Annotated in this window: 22 protein-coding genes; 16 read left to right on the forward strand and 6 right to left on the reverse strand. The window is 60.8% G+C overall.

Features of this window, described 5'->3' with window-relative positions:
• The first annotated feature begins 121 nt into the window (after nucleotides 1–121).
• Entirely contained in the window at nucleotides 122–1,048 is a 927-nt protein-coding gene (locus BM229_RS06140) for a DMT family transporter (RefSeq protein ID WP_093926741.1), read from the forward strand.
• On the opposite strand, the gene BM229_RS06145 is transcribed toward BM229_RS06140, so the two are convergent.
• The gene (locus tag BM229_RS06145) at nucleotides 984–1,679 is read right to left on the reverse strand and encodes a thiamine pyrophosphokinase (RefSeq protein WP_244152122.1); all 696 of its coding nucleotides are present in this window, start codon (nucleotides 1,677–1,679) and stop codon (nucleotides 984–986) included. The two genes, BM229_RS06140 and BM229_RS06145, sit on opposite strands and share 65 nt — an antisense overlap.
• A 53-nt stretch (nucleotides 1,680–1,732) precedes the next feature.
• Between BM229_RS06145 and BM229_RS06150 the strand changes: the two genes are divergently transcribed.
• Nucleotides 1,733–3,943 (forward strand): hypothetical protein, encoded by a 2,211-nt coding sequence (locus BM229_RS06150; protein WP_244152123.1) that lies wholly within the window; start codon nucleotides 1,733–1,735, stop codon nucleotides 3,941–3,943.
• Nucleotides 3,944–4,002: 59 nt separating this feature from the next.
• On the opposite strand, the gene BM229_RS06155 is transcribed toward BM229_RS06150, so the two are convergent.
• The 5 genes from BM229_RS06155 to nthA all read right to left on the reverse strand — a co-directional run bounded on the left by BM229_RS06155 (nucleotide 4,003) and on the right by nthA (nucleotide 7,222).
• On the reverse strand, nucleotides 4,003–4,230 hold the full coding sequence (locus BM229_RS06155) for a DUF2842 domain-containing protein (protein WP_093926742.1): 228 nt from the start codon (nucleotides 4,228–4,230) through the stop codon (nucleotides 4,003–4,005).
• 4 nt (nucleotides 4,231–4,234) lie between these two features.
• Nucleotides 4,235–5,530, reverse strand: coding sequence for an adenylosuccinate synthase (locus BM229_RS06160; RefSeq protein WP_093926743.1), 1,296 nt, complete (start codon nucleotides 5,528–5,530; stop codon nucleotides 4,235–4,237).
• Between the two features lie 80 nt (nucleotides 5,531–5,610).
• The gene (locus tag BM229_RS06165; protein WP_093926744.1) at nucleotides 5,611–5,937 is read right to left on the reverse strand and encodes a nitrile hydratase accessory protein; all 327 of its coding nucleotides are present in this window, start codon (nucleotides 5,935–5,937) and stop codon (nucleotides 5,611–5,613) included.
• On the reverse strand, nucleotides 5,934–6,608 hold the full coding sequence (gene nthB, locus BM229_RS06170; protein ID WP_093926745.1) for a nitrile hydratase subunit beta: 675 nt from the start codon (nucleotides 6,606–6,608) through the stop codon (nucleotides 5,934–5,936). The genes BM229_RS06165 and nthB overlap by 4 nt, the downstream gene beginning before the upstream one ends.
• On the reverse strand, nucleotides 6,605–7,222 hold the full coding sequence (gene nthA, locus BM229_RS06175) for a nitrile hydratase subunit alpha (protein WP_093926746.1): 618 nt from the start codon (nucleotides 7,220–7,222) through the stop codon (nucleotides 6,605–6,607). The genes nthB and nthA overlap by 4 nt, the downstream gene beginning before the upstream one ends.
• 336 nt (nucleotides 7,223–7,558) lie before the next feature.
• Between nthA and secG the strand changes: the two genes are divergently transcribed.
• From secG to BM229_RS06245, 14 genes are all read left to right on the forward strand, one after another.
• Nucleotides 7,559–7,921 carry a preprotein translocase subunit SecG gene (gene secG, locus BM229_RS06180; RefSeq protein ID WP_093926747.1) on the forward strand — a complete coding sequence of 121 codons (363 nt, stop codon included), beginning with the start codon at nucleotides 7,559–7,561 and terminating at the stop codon, nucleotides 7,919–7,921.
• A gap of 178 nt (nucleotides 7,922–8,099) precedes the next feature.
• Nucleotides 8,100–9,743 carry a CTP synthase gene (locus BM229_RS06185; RefSeq protein ID WP_093926748.1) on the forward strand — a complete coding sequence of 548 codons (1,644 nt, stop codon included), beginning with the start codon at nucleotides 8,100–8,102 and terminating at the stop codon, nucleotides 9,741–9,743.
• A 317-nt stretch (nucleotides 9,744–10,060) separates the two neighbouring features.
• Nucleotides 10,061–10,852, forward strand: a complete 792-nt coding sequence (locus BM229_RS06190; RefSeq protein ID WP_093926749.1) for a 23S rRNA (adenine(2030)-N(6))-methyltransferase RlmJ — start codon at nucleotides 10,061–10,063, stop codon at nucleotides 10,850–10,852.
• Between the two features lie 3 nt (nucleotides 10,853–10,855).
• A complete protein-coding gene (locus BM229_RS06195) occupies nucleotides 10,856–11,149 on the forward strand; it encodes a DUF1330 domain-containing protein (protein ID WP_067627071.1) in 294 nt (97 codons plus the stop codon).
• Nucleotides 11,150–11,234: 85 nt separating this feature from the next.
• Nucleotides 11,235–11,672, forward strand: a complete 438-nt coding sequence (locus BM229_RS06200; RefSeq protein WP_093926750.1) for a tellurite resistance TerB family protein — start codon at nucleotides 11,235–11,237, stop codon at nucleotides 11,670–11,672.
• 66 nt (nucleotides 11,673–11,738) lie between these two features.
• Nucleotides 11,739–12,179 carry a tellurite resistance TerB family protein gene (locus BM229_RS06205; protein WP_093926751.1) on the forward strand — a complete coding sequence of 147 codons (441 nt, stop codon included), beginning with the start codon at nucleotides 11,739–11,741 and terminating at the stop codon, nucleotides 12,177–12,179.
• Nucleotides 12,180–12,290: 111 nt separating this feature from the next.
• Nucleotides 12,291–13,067 carry an ABC transporter ATP-binding protein gene (locus tag BM229_RS06210; RefSeq protein WP_093926752.1) on the forward strand — a complete coding sequence of 259 codons (777 nt, stop codon included), beginning with the start codon at nucleotides 12,291–12,293 and terminating at the stop codon, nucleotides 13,065–13,067.
• Between the two features lie 24 nt (nucleotides 13,068–13,091).
• A complete protein-coding gene (locus tag BM229_RS06215; protein ID WP_093926753.1) occupies nucleotides 13,092–13,829 on the forward strand; it encodes a transporter substrate-binding domain-containing protein in 738 nt (245 codons plus the stop codon).
• An 80-nt stretch (nucleotides 13,830–13,909) separates the two neighbouring features.
• The gene (locus BM229_RS06220; protein ID WP_093926754.1) at nucleotides 13,910–14,794 is read left to right on the forward strand and encodes an ABC transporter permease; all 885 of its coding nucleotides are present in this window, start codon (nucleotides 13,910–13,912) and stop codon (nucleotides 14,792–14,794) included.
• Nucleotides 14,791–15,597, forward strand: coding sequence for an ABC transporter permease (locus BM229_RS06225; RefSeq protein WP_093926755.1), 807 nt, complete (start codon nucleotides 14,791–14,793; stop codon nucleotides 15,595–15,597). The genes BM229_RS06220 and BM229_RS06225 overlap by 4 nt, the downstream gene beginning before the upstream one ends.
• A gap of 100 nt (nucleotides 15,598–15,697) precedes the next feature.
• Nucleotides 15,698–17,032: a glutamine synthetase family protein gene (locus tag BM229_RS06230; protein ID WP_093926756.1), complete on the forward strand. Its 1,335-nt coding sequence runs from the start codon at nucleotides 15,698–15,700 to the stop codon at nucleotides 17,030–17,032.
• Nucleotides 17,033–17,042: 10 nt separating this feature from the next.
• Nucleotides 17,043–17,732 (forward strand): type 1 glutamine amidotransferase, encoded by a 690-nt coding sequence (locus BM229_RS06235; protein WP_093926757.1) that lies wholly within the window; start codon nucleotides 17,043–17,045, stop codon nucleotides 17,730–17,732.
• Nucleotides 17,732–19,093, forward strand: coding sequence for a glutamine synthetase family protein (locus BM229_RS06240; RefSeq protein ID WP_093926758.1), 1,362 nt, complete (start codon nucleotides 17,732–17,734; stop codon nucleotides 19,091–19,093). The genes BM229_RS06235 and BM229_RS06240 overlap by 1 nt, the downstream gene beginning before the upstream one ends.
• Nucleotides 19,094–19,107: 14 nt before the next feature.
• Nucleotides 19,108–20,412 (forward strand): NAD(P)/FAD-dependent oxidoreductase, encoded by a 1,305-nt coding sequence (locus tag BM229_RS06245; protein WP_093926759.1) that lies wholly within the window; start codon nucleotides 19,108–19,110, stop codon nucleotides 20,410–20,412.
• Nucleotides 20,413–20,479: the final 67 nt, after the last annotated feature.

The following is a 20,479-nucleotide window of genomic DNA, read 5'->3' on the forward strand; positions in this document are numbered from 1 at the left end:
GCCTCTGCCTCTGCCTCTGCCTCTGCCTCTGCCTCTGCCTCTGCCTAGAATACCACGATAGGTGGGCAGATAATTACAACCAAAGATTGCATCCAGCAGCGATCTTCCGTAGCGTAATCCAATGCAGCAGGATCGCCCTCTCGTCGGAATAGCCCTCATGATGGGTTTTTGCATTCTAGCCCCCGTGGGCGATGCGGTGGCCAAACTGCTTGGTGCTTCGGTCCCGCTTGGGCAGGTCGTGCTTATTCGTTTTGCCGTTCAAGCGCTGATCCTTATACCATTCGTCTGGGCATCAGGTCGCGCGTGGCGCATGCGGGGGCGCGTACTCTGGCTTACCCTTCTGCGAACCATCCTGCACATCGCGGGTATCGCTGCGATGTTCACAGCACTCAAGTATCTCCCTTTGGCCGATGCCGTTGCCATTGCCTTTGTCATGCCCTTCATCATGCTGCTGCTCGGCAAGTTTATCCTGAAGGAAGAAGTTGGTTCTCGTCGTCTGGGCGCCAGCATCGTTGGATTTCTCGGCACGCTTCTTATCGTCCAGCCCAGTTTCGTTAATGTCGGATGGCCTGCACTGCTGCCCATCATGGTGGCGGTGGTCTTTTCATTTTTCATGCTGGTCACCCGCCAGATCGCAAAACAAACCGACCCGATCAGCCTTCAGGCCGTCAGCGGCGTGATGGCGGTAATGATCATCCTACCTCTACTCGCTCTTGGCTCTGCAACCGACATCGCGCCGCTTCAGATCATCCAGCCCGATGCAGTGGATTGGACCCTCCTGCTGGGCATTGGGATTCTCGGCACCATCGCCCATTTGCTGATGACATGGTCCTTGCGCTTTGCCCCCTCGGCCACGCTGGCTCCGATGCAATATCTTGAGATCCCTTTCGCCACGCTGCTGGGGCTGCTCATCTTTTCCGATTTGCCAAACCCTTTGGCGGGCTTGGGCATCCTGATCACCGTCGGTGCGGGCCTTTATGTGATTATGCGCGAGCGGGCCACGGCACGTGCACTGGCCGCAGCAGTTGCGCCGCCAGTGGCGCCATAAGGCGGCGCGGCAGGATCAGCAGCATATCCGGCCCTGAAATCTCAAGCTTTACCGGCCCCAAGGCGCGATTTGACGTTCCAATTCGTCCTCCGGGGGCAAAGTCCAACCCGTCAATCGGCCATTCCAATCCAACGCTGCGCCCCTGAACCGGGGCCAGCGGCATAAGGGACACCACATCCCCCGCCGCCGTGGGCAGCGTGATCTGGGGCGGTGCCAGCAGCACGATCTCCTGTGCGCCCAGCAAAATGCAAGGCAGATGCGGATGGGCCGCGAGCGTATTGAAGGCCGCCAACTGGTGGTCCACCCGCGCCCCGGTAAAACCAACCCCCAAGACCAATGGCGCGTCGATCCGGGTGAGCGCCTTTTCGAAATCTGTGCTCTCCTGCTCTGCAATCCGGTGGCACCGCTCGGTTGGCACCTGTGCCAACACCTCGGCCGGCGTGGAATCCAGATCACCGATAAGAGCCGTCAATGACACCCCCGCTGCCACCGCCAGCGCGGCACCGCTGTCGGCCGCGACACATGTTGGGGCCAATACCAACGCTGCCTCCAGGTCCCCTTCAAAGGCCTCCCCACCACCGATCAACGTGACTGGACCGCTGTCCCGAACTATGTAGTCTGTAGTGGTCAATTAACGCCCCTTTTGGAAATCTGCCTTAATCTTGCCTTGAAATCATACGTTGAATGGCACAGATTCGAGCCGCTTTGGTCTTGGACATCGTGGTAAACAATATCTGCAACACCGCAGAGGACGAGCATCCGATGATGAACAGCAACAAAATCTTGACGGTCTCCTATGGCACTTTTTCGTGCACGCTGGAAGGCTTCGACGATTCCTTTGGCACCATGAAGGCCATTGCCGAATATTTCCGCGACCTGGCCTCGGATGACCGCTACTTCGGTGCCGAACCGCCGCAGCCCGACGCCGACATGCTGGCGCGGATCGCCCAAAGAGAGGTTTCCCGCCGGGTTCAGGCCCGCGAGCAGGAAGGCAAGATCGTGCTGAGCGCGCTGGAAGATCACAGCGCCGAAGCGCAAGCCCCTGCCGCTGAAACCGCCCCTGTTCAAGCCAAAGCCGCGCCCCCCGAAGCGCCCCGCAGTGCAGAGCAAGCGCCAGCACAGCAAGAAGCATCGGCCCCGCTCAAGGCCGAGATTGCCGATACTGCCGCTGTTGCAACGCCTGCTGCGCCCGAAGCCGAGATTGCAGACACCGCCATGATGACCGAGCCTGCCCCTGCGGCAGCCCCCGTCGCTGCAGCACCGGCGCCCACAACAGACAATGAAGATGCCAACGATGCGGAAGCATTCTTTGCCAGCAGCCCGCAGCCGCACTCCCATTACGAGGACGAAGCGCAGACTGCCACGGCAGAAGAAATTCCGGCAGCAAACGCGGCACCTGCCGACAGCATCGCCGCCAAACTGCAGCGCATTCGCGCCGTTGTCGCCCAGCAGGACGAAGACGACGCAGCGGGCTATGACGAGGAAGAAGCCGCCGCGACTCCGGACGTAGCACCTGCCGCAGCCGCCCCCCGTGCCGCGGCCGAAGACAACCAAGCCGCCATCGCCGCCGCCCGCCGTGACATCGAAGATGCGCTGGACGCCGACGAAGCCACGCAAATGGCCGAAGCTGATGTTGAAGAGGAAGACGACGATCTTGCCGACATCCTCAACCGTCTTGATGCCGCTGAGGAAGATGAAGTTGAATCTGCTGAAGCTGACGATAGCCTCTTTGATGCAGACGCCGGAGGCGCACCGGAAATAGACGCTGCCGATCTGCCCCGCCAAGGCCGGGTCATCAAGGTCAAACGTGCGGATCTTGAAGCCGCCGTGGCGCGTGGCGATCTGGAAGAAGTCTCTGCCGAGACGCCAAAGGAAGCCTCAGCCGCAAAAACGGAAGAAAAGCCCAGCTCATCCCTTTCTAAAGAAGACGAAGATGAATTGGCCCGTGAGTTGGCAGCTTTGGAAGCCGAGCTTGGTGGTGCCGCCCCCTTGCAAGAGGAAGAGACGCCTGAGCCAGAGGTCGAAATGGCCGAGGAAGAGGTGTCGCTTGCTGAGGAGGAAGACTTCACGCCTGCCGCAGAGGTTGAGTCGACCGAGCAAGCAGAGCCCGCCGAGGAAGCCGCAGAAGATATCGCCCCTGCGGCAGCGGTCGAAGACGCACCCGAACTGGCCGAGGAAGAAGTTGAGCCTGCCCAAGCCGCACGTCACAGCCTGCCCACCATCGACGATGAAGCCGGCCCAGACATGTCGCGCCTGATGGCAGAAACTGACAACAAAATGGACGAGGCGGAGAGCACCACGCGCCGCGATGCTTTTGCCCATCTGCGTGCCGCCGTCGCTGCCAAAAAAGCAGACGAAGCCATGGGTGGCCGCGCCACGACCGAAACCTCGGACGACGCTTACCGCGAAGATCTGGCCGATGTGGTCCGCCCGCGCCGTCCGGTTAGCCGCCCTGTGCGGACTGAGCGTCCCTCAAGCGATGCCCGCCCCGCCCCGCTCAAACTGGTGGCCGAACAGCGCATCGACGTGGACAAGCTGCGCAGCGCGGGCCCCGTGCGTCCGCGCCGGGTGGCCGCCGTGGTCGAGCCGGTCAAAACCAACCCCGACGCCGAAAGCTTTGCCGATTTCGCCGCCGACATGGGCGCTACCAAGCTGCCCGAACTGCTTGAGGCGGCGGCGTCTTACATGTCCTTTGTCGAGGGGCGCGACCAGTTCTCCCGCCCGCAGTTGATGGGCAAGGTCCGCTCGATCGGGTTGCCGGACTTCACCCGCGAAGACGGGCTGCGCTCCTTCGGTCAACTGCTGCGCGCAGGCAAGATCGAGAAAATCAAAGGCGGGCGGTTCACCGTTTCGGATGAGATTGGCTACCGCCCCGATCACCGCGCCGTGGGTTAAACCCCCGACCAAACTGCAGATACGAAAAAGCGCCCCGCGGGGCGCTTTTTTATTGCGTGTTACTGGTCGTCGTCCGCGTCCGGGTCCGCCTGTCCGATACCTTTAAAGACAAATTTGAACGGCAGTGCCCAGACGATGCCAAGGGCAACATAAATGCCAAGCTCAAGCAGCACCGGCGGGCGGTCGAATTGGGCCACCGTCCAGACCGCCACCATGATATAGCTTGGCAGCCCGATCAGCAGGATCACCAGCGCCCAACGGCGACGTGCTTTATAGCTCAGCGCCATCAGATCAGTCCGCGAAAGGGTCGGTCACCAGAATGGTGTCCTCCCGCTCCGGCGAGGTGGAGACAAGTGCGACGGGGCATTGGATCAACTCTTCGACCCGGCGCACATATTTGATTGCATTGGCGGGCAGGTCCGCCCAGCTGCGCGCGCCTTCGGTCGATTCGGTCCAACCGGGCAGTTCTTCATAGATCGGCACACAGCGCGCCTGCTGCTCGGCGGCGGTCGGCAGATAGTCGAGCCGTTCGCCATCCAGATCGTAGCCAACGCAGACCTTTAGCGTCTCGAACCCGTCGAGCACGTCGAGCTTGGTCAGACAAATGCCAGTGATGCCCGAGGTGGCGCAGGTCTGGCGCAGCAGGGCCGCGTCGAACCAACCGCAGCGGCGCTTGCGCCCGGTGGTGGTGCCAAATTCATGGCCCCGCTCACCCAAACGCTGGCCGTCGGCGTCTTCCAACTCGGTCGGGAACGGGCCTTCGCCGACGCGGGTGGTATAGGCTTTGACGATGCCCAGCACATAGTCGATGGCGGTGGGGCCAAGGCCCACGCCGGTCGCCGCTTGCCCCGCGATCACGTTCGACGACGTGACGAAGGGATAGGTGCCAAAGTCGATGTCCAGCAGAGCGCCCTGCGCGCCTTCAAACAGGATGCGCTTGCCCGCCTTGCGCTTCTCGGCCAGCACTTTCCAAACAGGTGCGGCAAAAGGCAGAATTTTCGGTGCGATTTCTTGCAGTTGCGCAATCAGCGCATCACGGTCGATGGCTTCAACGCCCAAGCCTTTGCGCAGCGGGTCGTGGTGCTGCAGCGCACGGTCAACGCGGGCTTCCAAGGTCGCGGGGTCGGCCAGATCGGCCACGCGGATGGCGCGGCGGCCAACTTTGTCTTCGTAACAGGGGCCGATGCCGCGACCGGTAGTGCCGATCTTGGTGCCCTTGCTCGCCGCTTCTTCGCGGGCGCGGTCAAGTTCGCCGTGGAACGGCAGGATCAACGGCGTGTTTTCCGCGATCATCAGGTTCTCGGGGCTGATCTCGACACCCTGCCCTTCGATCGTCTCGATCTCTTTCAACAGGTGCCACGGGTCCAGCACCACGCCATTGCCAATGACAGACAGCTTACCGCCGCGCACCACGCCCGAAGGCAACGCGTGCAGCTTATAAACTTTGCCGTCGATGACCAGAGTGTGGCCCGCGTTATGCCCGCCTTGAAAGCGTGCGATCACATCTGCGCGTTCGCTGAGCCAGTCAACGATCTTGCCTTTTCCCTCGTCACCCCATTGGGCGCCGACAACGACGACATTGGCCATGATATATTCCTTTGCGATGTCCCGCGCCCGTATAGCGACAGTGGCAGGCGTGTGAAACTCGAAAAAACGCAGGAGCGGATTTAGACGCTTTGCCCTGCCTTCAGATGCACCGGATCGCCATGCGGGGTGCTGAGATAGGCGGTCTCCCACCCGTCGCGTAGGGCGCGTAGATCGCCGGGACGGGCGTGGCCTGCATCAATCAGCAGGGTTTCGAGGGTTTCCAGCCAAGCGTTGAAGTAGTCTTCTCCACCGTTCAGCTCGCGCGCCAGCCCGTGTCGGGCAAGTGTCGCGCCAAACCGGTCGGCCCAAAAGGGCCAGTCGAAAAGGCCACTCTCGTTCAGATGCACCGTCAGCGCGAAAAGCTGCGCATGCCAAGGCGCTTCAAAGGCCGGTTCCGGGGCGCTCATGGGGCTTCCAGATAGCTTTGCCACAGATCGAGCACGACCTCATCACGTGGATGTTCGGGATGCGCCCAGAGTTCGCTGGCCGGGAAGGCCACGGCATAAAGCGGCTCGGGTGCCTCGCCCAGATCATGGGCGTTGCTATCAGGCAATACATGTGTGCCATGCAGCCGGAGCACCCGCCCTTTTGCTCCCGCGGCATATGCGGGCAACCGGGTATGGCCACCGGGAACGATGGTGTTTTCGGGCTGTTTACGGGTGACGACCCCATCGCCGGGCGCGAAGAGCGGCACAATATCAGATGGTCGATCCGCCGGGCCGCCACGTGCAAGCACTCCTGCAACCTGCTGCGCTTTAAGCGTCTTTTCGGCCAGCGGGCTTGACGTAGGGTCGGCCATGCCCGCGAGTTCCTCACGGGTGACCACCCCACGCGCGACCAGCATATCGGCCACGCCTGCGATCCATTTCTCGTAATAGCTGAACCGCGCATAATCAGTCGGTGACAGGCATTCCCGCGCATGGCGCGAGACATCAATATTCCATTTGCCCAATGCGCCGGTCGCCAAGGTCAGCGCCAAGGCGCGTGGGTGCCAATCGGCGTGAAAGATCACGTCTTCATCCTCGGGCGTCACTGTGCCATCGCCGAAACGCCCGCCCATGTCATGTACGCGGGTCATGGCGCTTTGGCCAATCCGGTGCCGATCATACTGTCGCGGGTGACGAGATCACTCAGCGCATCAACATCCAGCCCTTCGCTGCCAGCAGGGCGCTGCGGAATGACCAGATAGCGAACCTCGGCGGTCGAGTCCCAGACCCGAACGGCGGTCTCTTCGGGCAGTTCGACGCCAAACTCTGCCAACACCTTGCGCGGTTCACGCACCACGCGGGCGCGGTAAGCGTCGGATTTATACCAGCCGGGCGGGATGCCCAACAGCGGCCAAGGATAGCAACTGCATAGGGTGCAAACAACGATATTATGCAGCTCGTCGGTATTCTCGACCGCGACCATATGCTCGCCCTGCCGCCCAAAAAACCCCATCTCGGCCACCACGGCGGTCGCATCCTCAAGCAGCGCCGCGCGAAAGTCAGGATCGCTCCACGCGCGGGCGACAACCTCTGCGCCGTTGCGCGGGCCGATGCGGTTTTCGTAGGTGTCGATGATCTCATCCAGCGCAGCGGGGTCGATCAGCCCCTTGCGCGTCAGCAGTGTCTCAAGCGCCTTGACCCTAAGAGCGGGTTCAGGCGGCAGCAGCGCATGGGGATGGTCGTGGTCTGAATGATCATGTGGCATGGCGGCAGATTGCCCGAGCCGTGATCAGCTGTCCATCGCCGAAAACGCACAATCCATTCATTTCCCTGCAAACAATACAGGCGAATTTGGTGCCATTTTGTGTTATGGTATCTTTACGAGGCGAGTCTGCACCACCTTAATTCCAGGATAGCCCTCTTACATATTGTGGTTGAGTACCGCTTCAAAAGACCGTCGCACTCATGCGACGGTCTTTGTCTGTCGGCGCCCGCGCTGCCCCCTATCCAATCCGATCGCCGCCGCGCGGCAATCCACCCTTGCCCCCATGGGCAAAGACGAATAGATACCCGCCAACCAAAACCGAAAGCAGTCTCGCCCATGGAAAATGTCGTTCTGATCATTCACCTGATTCTGGCCCTTGGCCTGATTGCTGTGGTGCTGCTGCAACGGTCTGAGGGCGGTGGCCTTGGCATCGGTGGTGGCGGCGGCGCTGTTTCTGGCCGCTCGGCTGCTACCGCTTTGGGCAAGATTACCTGGATCCTCGCCGCTGGTTTCATTGCAACATCGATCACGTTGACCATCATCGCGGCTGAGAAATCGGCGGGCTCGTCGGTTATTGACCGGTTGAGCGCGACACCGCCCGCACAGAACCAAGATGGCAGCCCTGCCCTGCCCGCAGGCGATGATCTGCTGCCGCCTTCTGCGGATGGCAACACACCGCTGGTCCCTGCGGCCGATTAACCTAACGAACACAAAACCTTGAGGCACGGCCCGAGTTTGCAACATCATGTTGCGGCGGGCCTTGCTTTGAATGTCCGAATCCTGTAAGGCTTAAATCCCGTGGGCTGCGGTTTTCTGCAGCGCGTTTGGTTGGTTTTTGCCTGCTACAAACTTTGAATTCACGGGGGTCTCTGATCACATGGCACGCTATATTTTCATCACCGGCGGTGTGGTCTCGTCTCTGGGCAAGGGGCTGGCCTCGGCAGCCTTGGGCGCTTTGCTTCAGGCACGCGGCTTTTCGGTACGTCTGCGCAAGCTGGACCCTTATCTGAACGTCGATCCCGGCACGATGTCGCCCTTTGAGCATGGCGAAGTTTTCGTCACAGACGATGGCGCGGAAACCGACCTTGATCTAGGCCACTACGAACGCTTCACCGGCGTTGCCGCACGCAAGACCGACAGCATCAGTTCGGGCCGGGTCTACTCCACCGTGCTAGAGAAGGAACGCCGCGGCGATTACCTAGGGAAAACCATTCAGGTCATTCCGCATGTGACCAACGAAATCAAAGACTTCATCGACATTGGTGATGACGAGGTCGATTTCATGCTTTGTGAAATCGGCGGCACCGTGGGCGATATCGAAGGTCTGCCCTTTTTCGAAGCGATCCGTCAGTTCAGCCAAGACAAGCCGCGTGGGCAGTGTATCTTTATGCACCTCACGTTGCTGCCCTTCGTTAAGGCCAGCGGCGAGTTGAAAACCAAGCCGACGCAGCACTCGGTCAAGGAACTGCGCTCTATCGGTATTGCGCCCGACATTCTGGTTTGCCGTTCCGAAGGGCCGATCCCCGCGAAAGAGCGCGAGAAGCTGGCGCTGTTCTGCAATGTACGCCCCGATAGCGTAATTGCTGCGCAGGACCTGAAATCAATCTACGAAGCGCCGCTTGCCTATCACCGCGAGGGGTTGGATCAAGCGGTGCTGGATGCCTTCCAGATCACCCCGGCCCCCAGGCCAAACCTGTCACGTTGGGAAGATGTGGCCGACCGTATCTACAACCCTGAAGGCGAAGTGAAGGTGGCCATCGTTGGCAAATACACCCAACTTGAAGACGCCTATAAATCCATTGCCGAGGCGCTGACCCATGGCGGCATGGCGAACCGGGTCAAGGTAAAGGTCGAATGGGTCGACGCCGAGATTTTCGACAGCGAAGACGCCGGTCCCCATCTCGAGGGTTTCCACGCGATCCTCGTCCCCGGCGGCTTTGGCGAACGCGGCACCGAAGGCAAAATCAAAGCGGCGAAATATGCGCGTGAACACAAGGTGCCCTACCTTGGCATTTGTCTTGGTATGCAAATGGCGGTGATCGAAGCCGCGCGGAATGTCGCGGGCCTGAAAACCGCAGGCTCCGAAGAATTTGACCATGAAGCCGGGAAAAAGCGTTTCGAGCCGGTGGTTTATCACCTGAAAGAATGGGTGCAAGGCAACCATAAAGTCGCGCGTAAGGTGGACGACGATAAGGGCGGCACCATGCGTCTGGGTGCCTATGACGCGACGCTGGTCGAAGGGTCGCGCGTGGCCGAAGCCTATGGCACCACTACGATCGATGAACGTCACCGTCACCGTTATGAGGTCGACATCGCCTATAAGGAACAGCTTGAGAAGGCTGGGCTGAAATTCTCGGGCATGTCGCCGGATGGCAAACTGCCAGAGATCGTAGAATGGTCGGATCACCCGTGGTTCATCGGGGTGCAGTTCCACCCCGAGCTGAAGTCAAAGCCGTTTGATCCGCATCCCTTGTTCAAGGATTTCGTGCGCGCCGCGAAGGATGTGTCGCGGTTGGTATAAGATCGAAGGCCCGAGCGTTAAACGCCGGGCCTTTTTTCTGCCGGGCAATCACTAAAATGCCCGGAATGAAGCCGCAGGCGCCGGGCCATCGCCTGCCCGCCCGCCACGCCGTAGGCGTGCCATCATTCATTCGGCGCACCTGCGGTGCGTCGGGTAGGCGATTTCGCGACGGGCGCGTACTTCTGCGAGAACACATCACGGTAGCACCATAAAGTGGCATGGATTGCGGTTTGGTTCGCTCACCCGCGGACAGGCGCTGGCCCTTAGCTCCCGCTCTTTCGCGTTGCACCCGCCAACCACTCCGCTACAGCTAGGCCATGCTCAGCTATCAACACATCTACCACGCCGGAAACCTTGCAGACGTACAGAAACACGCGTTGCTGGCGTGGATGCTGTCGTACCTCACCCACAAGGACAAACCGCTTACCTATCTGGAGACCCATGCCGGACGGGCGCTCTATGACCTGTCAGATGCGGCGGCGGAAAAGACCGGCGAGGCGCGGCAGGGCATCGACAAGGTGGCCGATTGGTTCGCCCCCGATCACCCCTATTCCCAAGTTTTGCAAGACCTGCGCGAGACCCACGGCCCCCGCGCCTATCCCGGCTCTCCTCTGCTGGCTGCGAAACTGCTGCGCCCCGATGACCGAATCCATCTGGCCGAGTTGCACCCCCAAGAGCACAGCGCCCTCGATCTGGCGATGTCCCCCTATCCCGCAAAATGTCACCTCAGCGACGGGTTCGAGATGGCCTTTGCCCTCACCCCGCCCACGCCGCGCCGGGGGATGCTGCTGATTGATCCCTCCTATGAGATCAAGACCGATTACGAGACCATCCCGCGCCAGATCGCCAAGCTTAGCCGCGCATGGAACGTCGGGATCATCGTCCTGTGGTATCCGATCCTGACCAACCGCGCGCATGTACCCATGCTCGACACGCTCACCGCCAACCACCCCGATGCGCTGCGCCACGAAGTGCGCTTCGCGCCTGCGCGCCCCGGGCATGGCATGGTCGGTTCGGGCATGTTCGTGATCAATCACCCCTACGGGCTGGAAACTGAGGCGCAGAACCTCACCGCCCGTTTCGCTACTTTGACCCAACAGGAGAGTTAACAAATGCCAAAAGGCTATTGGATCGCCACCATGGATATCCACGACACCGCGATTTATGACAAATACCGCGCCGCCAATGCCAAACCATTCGCAGATTACGGCGCGCGTTTCCTCGTGCGCGGCGGCACCCAGCAGGTCCGCGAAGGCCAGATGCGCGCCCGCACTGTTGTCTTGGAATTCGACAGCTATGCCGACGCGGTCGCCTGCTACGAAAGCCCCGGCTACCAGCGCGCGAAAGACATCCGCCTAAACGTGGCTGATGGGTCTTTGGTGATCGTCGAAGGCTATGACAGCTAAATCCATGCGGACCATTGCAAGAACCAGCGCCCCCGATGCGCAGTTTCCTCTATGGCGACCCTGTTACCTGCGATAAGTGAGCCCCATGCTGAACCGACTGTTCCCCCGCCGCAAGGCACAGCCGAAACCTTTGCCGCAGCCCAATGCCCAACTGGCACTGGGCGCGCTTTTGGTGCGTGTGGCCTTTGCGGATCGTAACTACCGTGCCTCTGAGATCGGCCAGATCGACCAGATTCTGGCGCGGACCTTTGGATTGAAACCGATTGAGGCCGCCAAACTGCGCGCCACTTGTGAGGCGCTGGAACGTGACGCGCCCGGCACGCCTGAGTTCACCCGTATCCTGCGCGAAGAGGTCGACTATGCCGACCGCAAAGCACTGGGTGAGGCGATGTGGCAGGTGGCCCTGTCGGATGGGGCGCGCAACGATGATGAGGAAATTCAGCTTGTCGCCATCGAAACCGCGCTTGGCCTTTCGGACGATGACATGGCCGCCGCCCGTGCCAATGCGCTGAATACGCTCTGACCCCCCTTTCTCACCCCGCGCGAAGGCCCGTTAGCCTTTGCCAGCAGTAGGACTACATCGCAAAACATGTTTGGTGATTTTCTCAAGCGGCTGACCCAGCCCGAGCCCGACCCATTGGCCGACAATGACGCCCGCCTCGCGCTGACCGCGCTTTTGGTGCGCATCGCCCGGTCTGACAATGACTATGCGATGAGCGAACGGCGTCTGATCGACCGGATCGCGGCTGAGCGCTATGGCCTCAACGAGGCCGATGCCACCGCTCTGCGCAAAGAGGCCGAAGAGCTTGAGACCCAAGCCCCCGACACCGTGCGCTTTACCCGTGCGATCAAGGATGCCGTCCCCTATGAACGTCGTTTGGACGTCATCGAGGCGCTTTGGCAGGTTGTACTGGCCGACGGCAGCCGCTCGGACGAAGAAGACGCGCTGCTGCGGCTGGTGTCGAACCTTCTGGGTGTGACCGACACCGACAGCGCCATGGCCCGCCAGCGCGTCGCTAAGGAAGGTTGACCTAGCGTAATCATCGGCGCTGCGAGGCGAGAGAGGCGAAAGTCTGCGTTGCAATCTGTGTCGATTCGTCGCTTTATAGCGCACTGAAATGACAGATTGGCGACAGTTTCCGTGACGACAGATACCCCGGTTATCCAGATCAAGAACCTTCACAAAGCCTATGGCGCGCTGGAGGTTCTCAAAGGGGTCGACCTGACGGCCCCCCGTGGCCATGTCATTTCGCTGATCGGCTCTTCAGGCTCTGGTAAATCGACCTTGCTGCGCTGCTGCAACCTGCTGGAAGACAGCCAGCAGGGCGAAGTCGTCTTCAAAGGTGAGCCGGTCCGCTGGAAAGGCGATGGCCACCATCGCTGCCCGGCAGATGCCAAACAGGTGCTGCGCATCCGCACCAACCTGTCGATGGTGTTCCAGCAGTTCAACCTCTGGGCGCATATGTCGATCCTGCAAAACGTCATGGAAGCGCCGCTGACCGTGCTGGGCCGCGATCGCGCCGAGGTCGAGCGCGCCGCCCGCGGCTACCTCGAAAAAGTCGGCATTGGCGACAAATGTGAGGCCTACCCTGCCCAGCTTTCTGGCGGCCAGCAACAGCGTGCGGCCATCGCCCGTGCACTCTGCATGGAGCCCGAGGCGCTGCTCTTTGACGAACCGACCAGCGCGCTCGACCCCGAGCTTGAGCAGGAAGTTGTTAAAGTTATCAAAGACCTCGCTGCAGAGGGGCGCACGATGGTGATCGTGACCCATGACATGAAACTGGCCGCTGATGTCAGCGACCATGTCGTGTTCCTGCACCAAGGTCTGATCGAAGAACAAGGGACGCCCGAAGAGGTCTTCGGCGCGCCCAAATCGGAACGTCTGCGTGGGTTCCTTTCGGCAACCCAGCCTGCGTAAACAAGAACCAAAGGGAGTTACCAAATGAAAAAGATCCTACTGGCAAGCGTCGCGCTCAGCATGACCGCTGGTTTCGCGATGGCCGAAGCCCATGGCAAAACCATCCGCATGGGCACCGAGGGCGCCTACCCCCCCTACAACTTCATCAACGACGCTGGCGAAGTTGATGGGTTCGAGCGCGAACTGGGCGACGAGCTGTGCAAACGCGCCGAGCTGACCTGCGAATGGGTCAAGAACGACTGGGACAGCATCATCCCCAACCTCGTGTCGAGCAACTATGACACCATCATGGCGGGCATGAGCATCACCGACGAGCGTAAGGAAGTTATCGCCTTCACGCAGAACTATTATCCGCCCACCGCCTCGGCCTATGTCGCAGCTTCCGAAGAAGCCGACCTTGAAGGCGGCGTTGTTGCCGGCCAGACCGCGACCATTCAGGCGGGTTATGTCGCTGAAAGCGGTGCCACGCTGATCGAATTCGCGACCCCCGAAGAGACCGTTGCCGCCGTGCGCAATGGCGAAGCGGATGCAGTCTTCGCCGACAAAGATTACCTCGTGCCAATCGTCGAGGAATCCGGCGGTGAGCTGATGTTCGTGGGCGACGATGTGCCGCTCGGCGGTGGCATCGGCATGGGTCTGCGCCAGTCCGACACCGAACTGCGCGAAACATTCGACGCCGTCATCACCGAGATGAAAGAAGACGGCTCGCTGAACGAGATGCTCAAAAAGTGGTTCGGCGAAGACACCACCACCTACGAGTGATCCAACCTCAGGCGCGCCCCTCGCGGCGCGCCTGACCTTCCCTGCGCGGCACCCTCGCGCGGATCAGCCCATGGGGGCCCATGTTTTCTTTCTGTACTGACCCATCGATCCTGGACGACTGGTTCTGGACCGCCTGTTACCTGACAACCGGCGTCCATATGTCGTTCTACATGTCCTTCCTCAAGGTCTTGATGCTGCTTGCCGTGACCGCGCCCGTGGCGCTGGCCTTCGGCTTTGGCGGGGCCATGATGGCGCGCGCGCGGTTTGCGCCGCTCAGCTGGGTCGGCAAGGGCTATATCGCGCTGGTGCGCGGCGTGCCCGATATCGCCTTCTTTCTGTTTTTCGTTATCGCCTTGGATCAGGGCATTGAGTATCTGCGCCATAAGGTACTCTGTTCCGACTGGGACATGCCGGTCCGCCAAGGCAATGACTTCGTGGTCTGCCAAGCGGCCAAGATGCCCCTCGGCAATGCGGCGCAATGGGTACATGAGACCTATGGCTTCAGCCTCGCGGTCTTTACCTTTGCCATTGTTTTCGGGGCTTTCGCGGCCAATGTGCTTTTTGGTGCCATGCGCGCCGTGCCCCGCGCCCAGCTAGAGACGGCAGAGGCCTATGGCATGAGCCACCGCCAGACCTTCTGGCGGGTGCTGGTGCCGCAGATGTGGGTCTATGCCCTGCCCGGCCTTAGCAACCTTTGGATGGTGCTGATTAAGGCCACGCCGCTGCTGTTCCTGCTGGGCGTCGAAGATATCGTCTATTGGGCACGTGAACTGGGCGGCACCAAGACGCCGCGCTTCACCGACTATCCGCACCCCGACTGGCGCATGTGGTATTTCCTCGCGCTTCTGGTGTTTTACCTGCTCTTCACCCGCATCTCCGAAATCGCGCTGGACCGGCTGATGAAACGACTGACACGCGGCCAAGCCACCACGGGCGGCGAAGCACAGCGGAGGGCCGGCGCATGAGCTGTCTTCAGACCATACAAGACTACGGCCTACGCTCGCTCGGCATCGGCGAACGGCTGCTTCCGCGCGAGAACTTTACGCTCTGCGAACAGTTCACGCTGATCGGCTCAGGGATGCTGTGGAACATCTACTTTGGCGTTATCGCCCTGCTGACCGGCTTCTTCTTTGCCACGGCGCTTGGCGTTGGCAAGGCCAGCGCGAACCCATGGTTCCGCAAACCCGCGGAATGGTTTATCTTCATCTTCCGTGGCTCGCCGCTCTTCATCCAGTTCTTCTTTGGCTACTTCCTGTTTCTGTCACTGAAGTCCGAATACGCTTTCTTCGCCCCCTTCACCGCAGCATGGCTTGGGGCGCTGATCGTGCTCTTTCTCAACACTGCCGCATATTCGGGCGAAATTTTTTACGGCGCGCTGCAATCCATTCCCAAGGGCGATGTGGAGGCCGCAGATGCCTATGGTCTGTCGGGTTGGTCACGCTTTCGCCGGGTGATCTGGCCCACCTCGCTGCGGCTCGCTTGGCCCGCCTATACGAATGAGGCGATTTTCCTGTTTCACGCCACGACACTGGTGTTTTTCAGCGGTTTCCCGGCATGGCAACAACGCGGTGACGCGCTCTATTACGCCAGCTATTTTGCCGACAAAACCTTCAACCCCTTCGTGCCCTATCCCATTCTTGCCGGTTATTTCATCCTTCTGACGCTCTGCATCATTGGCGTCTTCGGTTTGATCAATTCCCGCCTCAACCGGCACCTTCCACAGGCCCAACGCCGTAAAATTCGCTTGCGTCCCAATTTGATCCGGTAGTATCCATTATTTGATCAAATTACGCGGCGCGTGGGCGCCGACCGCTTTTGCCCTCGGGCGAACCGCTCTGTGACATGCCCACCGCCCTTGCAGGTGACGTATGAACAACTGGCTTCGTAAAAACCCCCAAGTCCGCACCATCCGTGTGGCCGCCGCTGACCTTAATGGCCAAGCGCGGGGCAAGCGCATTCCCTCGCGCTTTGCCGATAAGGTCACGACCGAAGGCACCCGCTTTCCGGTGTCGGTGCTGAACCTCGACATCTGGGGCGAGGATATCGACGACAGCCCGCTGGTATTCGAGAGCGGCGATGCGGATGGCGTGCTGAAACCGACTGAGCGGGGCTTTATGCCGATGCCATGGCTCGACGCGCCCTCGGCCCTGCTGCCGATCTGGATGTTCCGCGAAGATGGCCGCCCCTACCCCGGCGATCCGCGCCACGCGCTGCGTGCCGTGCTTGACCGCTACAAGGCGCGCGGCCTCACGCCCGTCTGCGCGGTGGAACTGGAATTCTTCCTGATCGACGATTCGGGCCGCAACCTTCAGGTGCCGATCTCGCCGCGCTCTGGCAAGAGGCGCAAGGCGGCTGAAACCATGTCGATCCGCGCGCTCGACCAGTTCGATCTGTTCTTCACCGATCTCTATGACGCCTGCGAAGAGATGGACATCCCCGCCGACACCGCCATTTCCGAGGCGGGTCTGGGCCAGTTCGAAATCAACCTGATGCATTGCGACGACGCCCTGCGCGCCGCCGACGACGCATGGCTGTTCAAGATGCTGGTCAAAGGTCTGGCGCGGAGGCACGGCTTTGCGGCGAGCTTCATGGCGAAACCCTATGAGGATTACTCCGGCTCCGGTCTGCACACGCATTTTTCGGTGCTGGATGAAAATGGCGACAACATCTTTGACGATGGCGGGCCCAAGGGGACCGACACGCTGCGCCACGCCGTGGCGGGCTGCATGAACGCGATGCAGGGCTCGGCGCTGGTCTTCTGTCCGCATGCCAACAGCTTTGACCGGATGGTGCCGGAATCCCATGCGCCCACCGGGGTATGCTGGGCCTATGAGAATCGCACCGCAGCGATCCGCATCCCTTCGGGCAGCCATAAGGCGCGGCGGATCGAACATCGGGTCTCTGGCGGCGACGTGAACCCCTATCTGATGCTGGCTGCCGTTCTGGGCGCGGCGCTTAACGGGATCGAAGATGGAGCAGAGCCGCCTGCCCCAATCACCGGCAACGCCTATGCCGCCGATCTGCCGCGCATGCCCAGCGATTGGAAAACCGCGATCGACCTGTTTGAGGGCTGCCCCCATGTCGCACGGATCTTTGCCCCCGAGATGGTCCGCAACTTCGTGCTGACGAAACGCCAAGAATTGCATTACATGCAGGAATTGACCCCAGAGGAACAGGTCGAGATCTATCTCGACACTGTGTAACAGGTGACACATGAAAATCGGCATTCTGCAAACCGGCCATTCCCCCGATGACTTCCGCAAAGAGCTTGGGGACTATGGCGAAATGTTCACCAAGCTTCTGGACGGTCATGACTTTGGCTTTCAGATCTGGTCGGTCGTTGATGGCATCTTCCCGGAAGGCGTGAGTGAGGCCGATGGCTGGCTCATCACCGGGTCCAAACACGGCGCTTACGAGGATCACGACTGGATCCCCCCGTTGGAGGATTTCATCCGCGAGACCTATGCCGATGGCCGCCCGATGATTGGCGTCTGTTTCGGCCATCAGATCATTGCCCAAGCACTGGGTGGCAAGGTTGAAAAGTTCACCGGCGGCTGGTCGATTGGCCGCACCGAATACGACATGGACGGAGACAAGCTGGCGCTCAACGCATGGCATCAAGATCAGGTTGTCGAACTGCCCGAGGGTGCGAAGGTCGTCGCCTCGTCTGATTTCTGCCCCTATGCCGCGCTGGCCTATGACAACCGCATCTGGACGGTTCAGCCGCACCCCGAATTCGGGCATGACTTCATTGACGGTCTGATCAAGACCCGTGGCAAGGGCGTGGTGCCAGACCACCAGCTTGAACAGGCCACCGCCGCGCTTGGTGGCCCCATCGATAACCAAAAAATCGCGGACCAAATGGCCGCATTCTTTAAAGACAACAGGAAAGAGAGGGCCTGATGGCCGAGGATTGGACAGAAGCACTACCCGAAGCGGCGCGCGCCTATCTTGAGGGCCGGCGTCTGGACGAAGTGGAATGTATCATCCCCGACCTGCCCGGCATCGCCCGCGGCAAGGCCGTCCCGGCATCGAAATTCGCGCGGCAGGATTACTTTCATTTGCCCGACAGTATCTTTTACCAGACCATCACCGGCGAATGGGGCGAAGCGGCGGGCGATGACGGGTTTATCGAAAAAGACATGATTCTGCGCCCGGATATGGACACGGCCACCGCCGCCCCATGGACCGGCGACTGGACGCTTCAGGTGATCCACGACGCTTTCGACCGCAACAATGAGCCAGTGCCCTATTCGCCGCGCAACGTCCTGAAGCGCGTGGTGCAACTCTACCGCGACAAGGGGTGGGAGCCTGTGGTGGCCCCTGAGATGGAATTCTTCCTTGTGGCGCGCAACATCGATCCGGCCAAGGAAATTCAACCGATGATGGGCCGCTCGGGCCGGCCCGCAGCGGCGCGGCAGGCCTATTCGATGACCGCCGTGGATGAGTTCGGCCCCGTCATCGACGACATCTATGACTTCGCCGAGGCGCAGGGTTTTGAGATCGACGGCATCACCCAGGAAGGCGGCGCTGGCCAACTTGAGATCAACCTCCAACACGGCGATCCGGTGCGGCTCGCCGATGAGGTCTTCTATTTCAAACGGCTGATCCGCGAAGCGGCGATGCGGCACGAGTGCTATGCCACCTTCATGGCCAAACCCATCGCCGATGAGCCGGGCAGCGCGATGCATATCCACCATTCGGTGCTGGACGTGAAAACCGGCGAAAACATCTTTGTCGATGCGGATGGGGAAGAGACTGCACCCTTCCAGCATTTCATTGCTGGGCTGCAAAACCACATGCCCTCGGCGCTGGCCGTGATCGCGCCCTACGTCAACTCCTACCGCCGCTACGTCAAGGATCACGCCGCGCCGATCAACCTTGAGTGGGGCCGCGACAACCGGACCACAGGCATCCGCGTGCCGCTCTCGGGGCCAAAATCGCGCCGGGTTGAGAACCGTCTCGCGGGGATGGATTGCAACCCCTACCTCGGCATCGCCGCCAGCCTCGCCTGCGGCTATCTGGGCCTGATCCAGCAGAAAGAACCGCTGCCCGAATTCAAAGGTGACGCCTATGTCGGCGAAGGGGACATCCCCCAAGTTCTGGGCCAAGCGCTTGACCTCTTCGAGGAAGCCACAGAGTTGCACGAGGCTTTGGGTCCGGAGTTCGCCCGCGTCTATTCCATCGTGAAACGGGCGGAATATGAGGAGTTCCTTCAGGTCATCTCGCCTTGGGAACGTGAACATCTGCTGATGAACGTCTAACGCCCGGAGGCCCGATGAACCTGCTCTACGCCAACGACACGCCCGGCCAGTATCCCACAAGCTGGTACGCCGCCACCGCCACGAAGCACAGGGCCTACCCGCCGCTTCAGGGCGATACGAAGGCCGATGTCTGTGTCGTTGGCGCGGGCTATACCGGCCTATCGGCTGCGCTGCATCTGGCCGAAGCGGGCTATGACGTGGTGCTGTTGGACGCGCAGCGCGTGGGGTTCGGTGCGTCGGGCCGCAATGGCGGGCAGTTGGGGTCGGGCCAGCGTGTTGAGCAGGACGGTCTGGAAAAGATGCTGGGCCAAGAGCATGCCAGCAAGCTCTGGGAGATGGGACAAGAGGCCAAAAACCTCGTCAAATCACTGATCGCAAAGCATGAGATCGACTGCCACCTGAAACCCGGCGTGGCATGGACCGGATCGACCACCTCTGACGTGCGGCATCTACACGACTATGCGGAGCATCTGCAAAAGCACTACGGCTATGATGAGATCGAGGTGTTGGATCACGCCGCGTTGCAATCCGTCTGCCCCTCGCCCGACTACAAGGGCGGTGTGCTCGATATGGGTGCGGCGCATCTACATCCGCTGAACTACGCGCTTGGCCTCGCCCGCGCCGCCGCAGCGGCAGGCGTGCGTATCCATGAGACGAGTCCGGCCGAGAATATCGTCGAAGGCAGCAAAGCCATCGTGCAGACCGCCACCGGCAGCGTCACCGCCGACCATGTGGTGCTGGCCTGCAATGGCTATCTGGGCAATTTGAATGGTGAAGTGGCGGCTAGGGTCATGCCGATCAACAACTTCATTGCCGCAACAGAACCCTTGGGAGACCGGGTGAAAGACGTGCTGCCGCGCGACGTGGCCGTGGCCGACAGCCGATTTGTCGTGAACTACTTCCGCCTGTCGAATGACGGTCGGCTGCTTTTTGGTGGCGGCGAAAGCTATGGCTACCGCTTTCCGCAGGACATCGCCGCCAAGGTGCGCAAACCGATGTCGCAGGTCTTTCCGCAATTGAAGGATGTGAAGATTGACTATGCTTGGGGCGGCACCCTTGGCATTACCATGAAACGCCTGCCCTATGTCGCGCGGCTTGCGCCCAATATCCTCTCGGCCTCAGGCTACTCTGGCCACGGGGTCGGTACGGCGACCCACGCGGGCTATCTGATGGCCAAGGCGATCGAAGGCAATGCCGATGGGTTCGACACGATGGCCGCGATCCCGACGCAGGCTTTCCCCGGCGGCGCGTCTCTGCGCAGCCCGCTTTTGGTGCTAGCCATGCTTTGGTACGCGACGCGGGATCGGCTCGGGCTTTGATTTAGGCTTTAGGCCTATCGCAGGCGGCTACGGTTTGGAGCTGGCCGGGGAAATGTGGGGGCCCTGC

This window comes from Sulfitobacter dubius, from assembly GCF_900113435.1.
GTDB lineage: Bacteria > Pseudomonadota > Alphaproteobacteria > Rhodobacterales > Rhodobacteraceae > Sulfitobacter > Sulfitobacter dubius.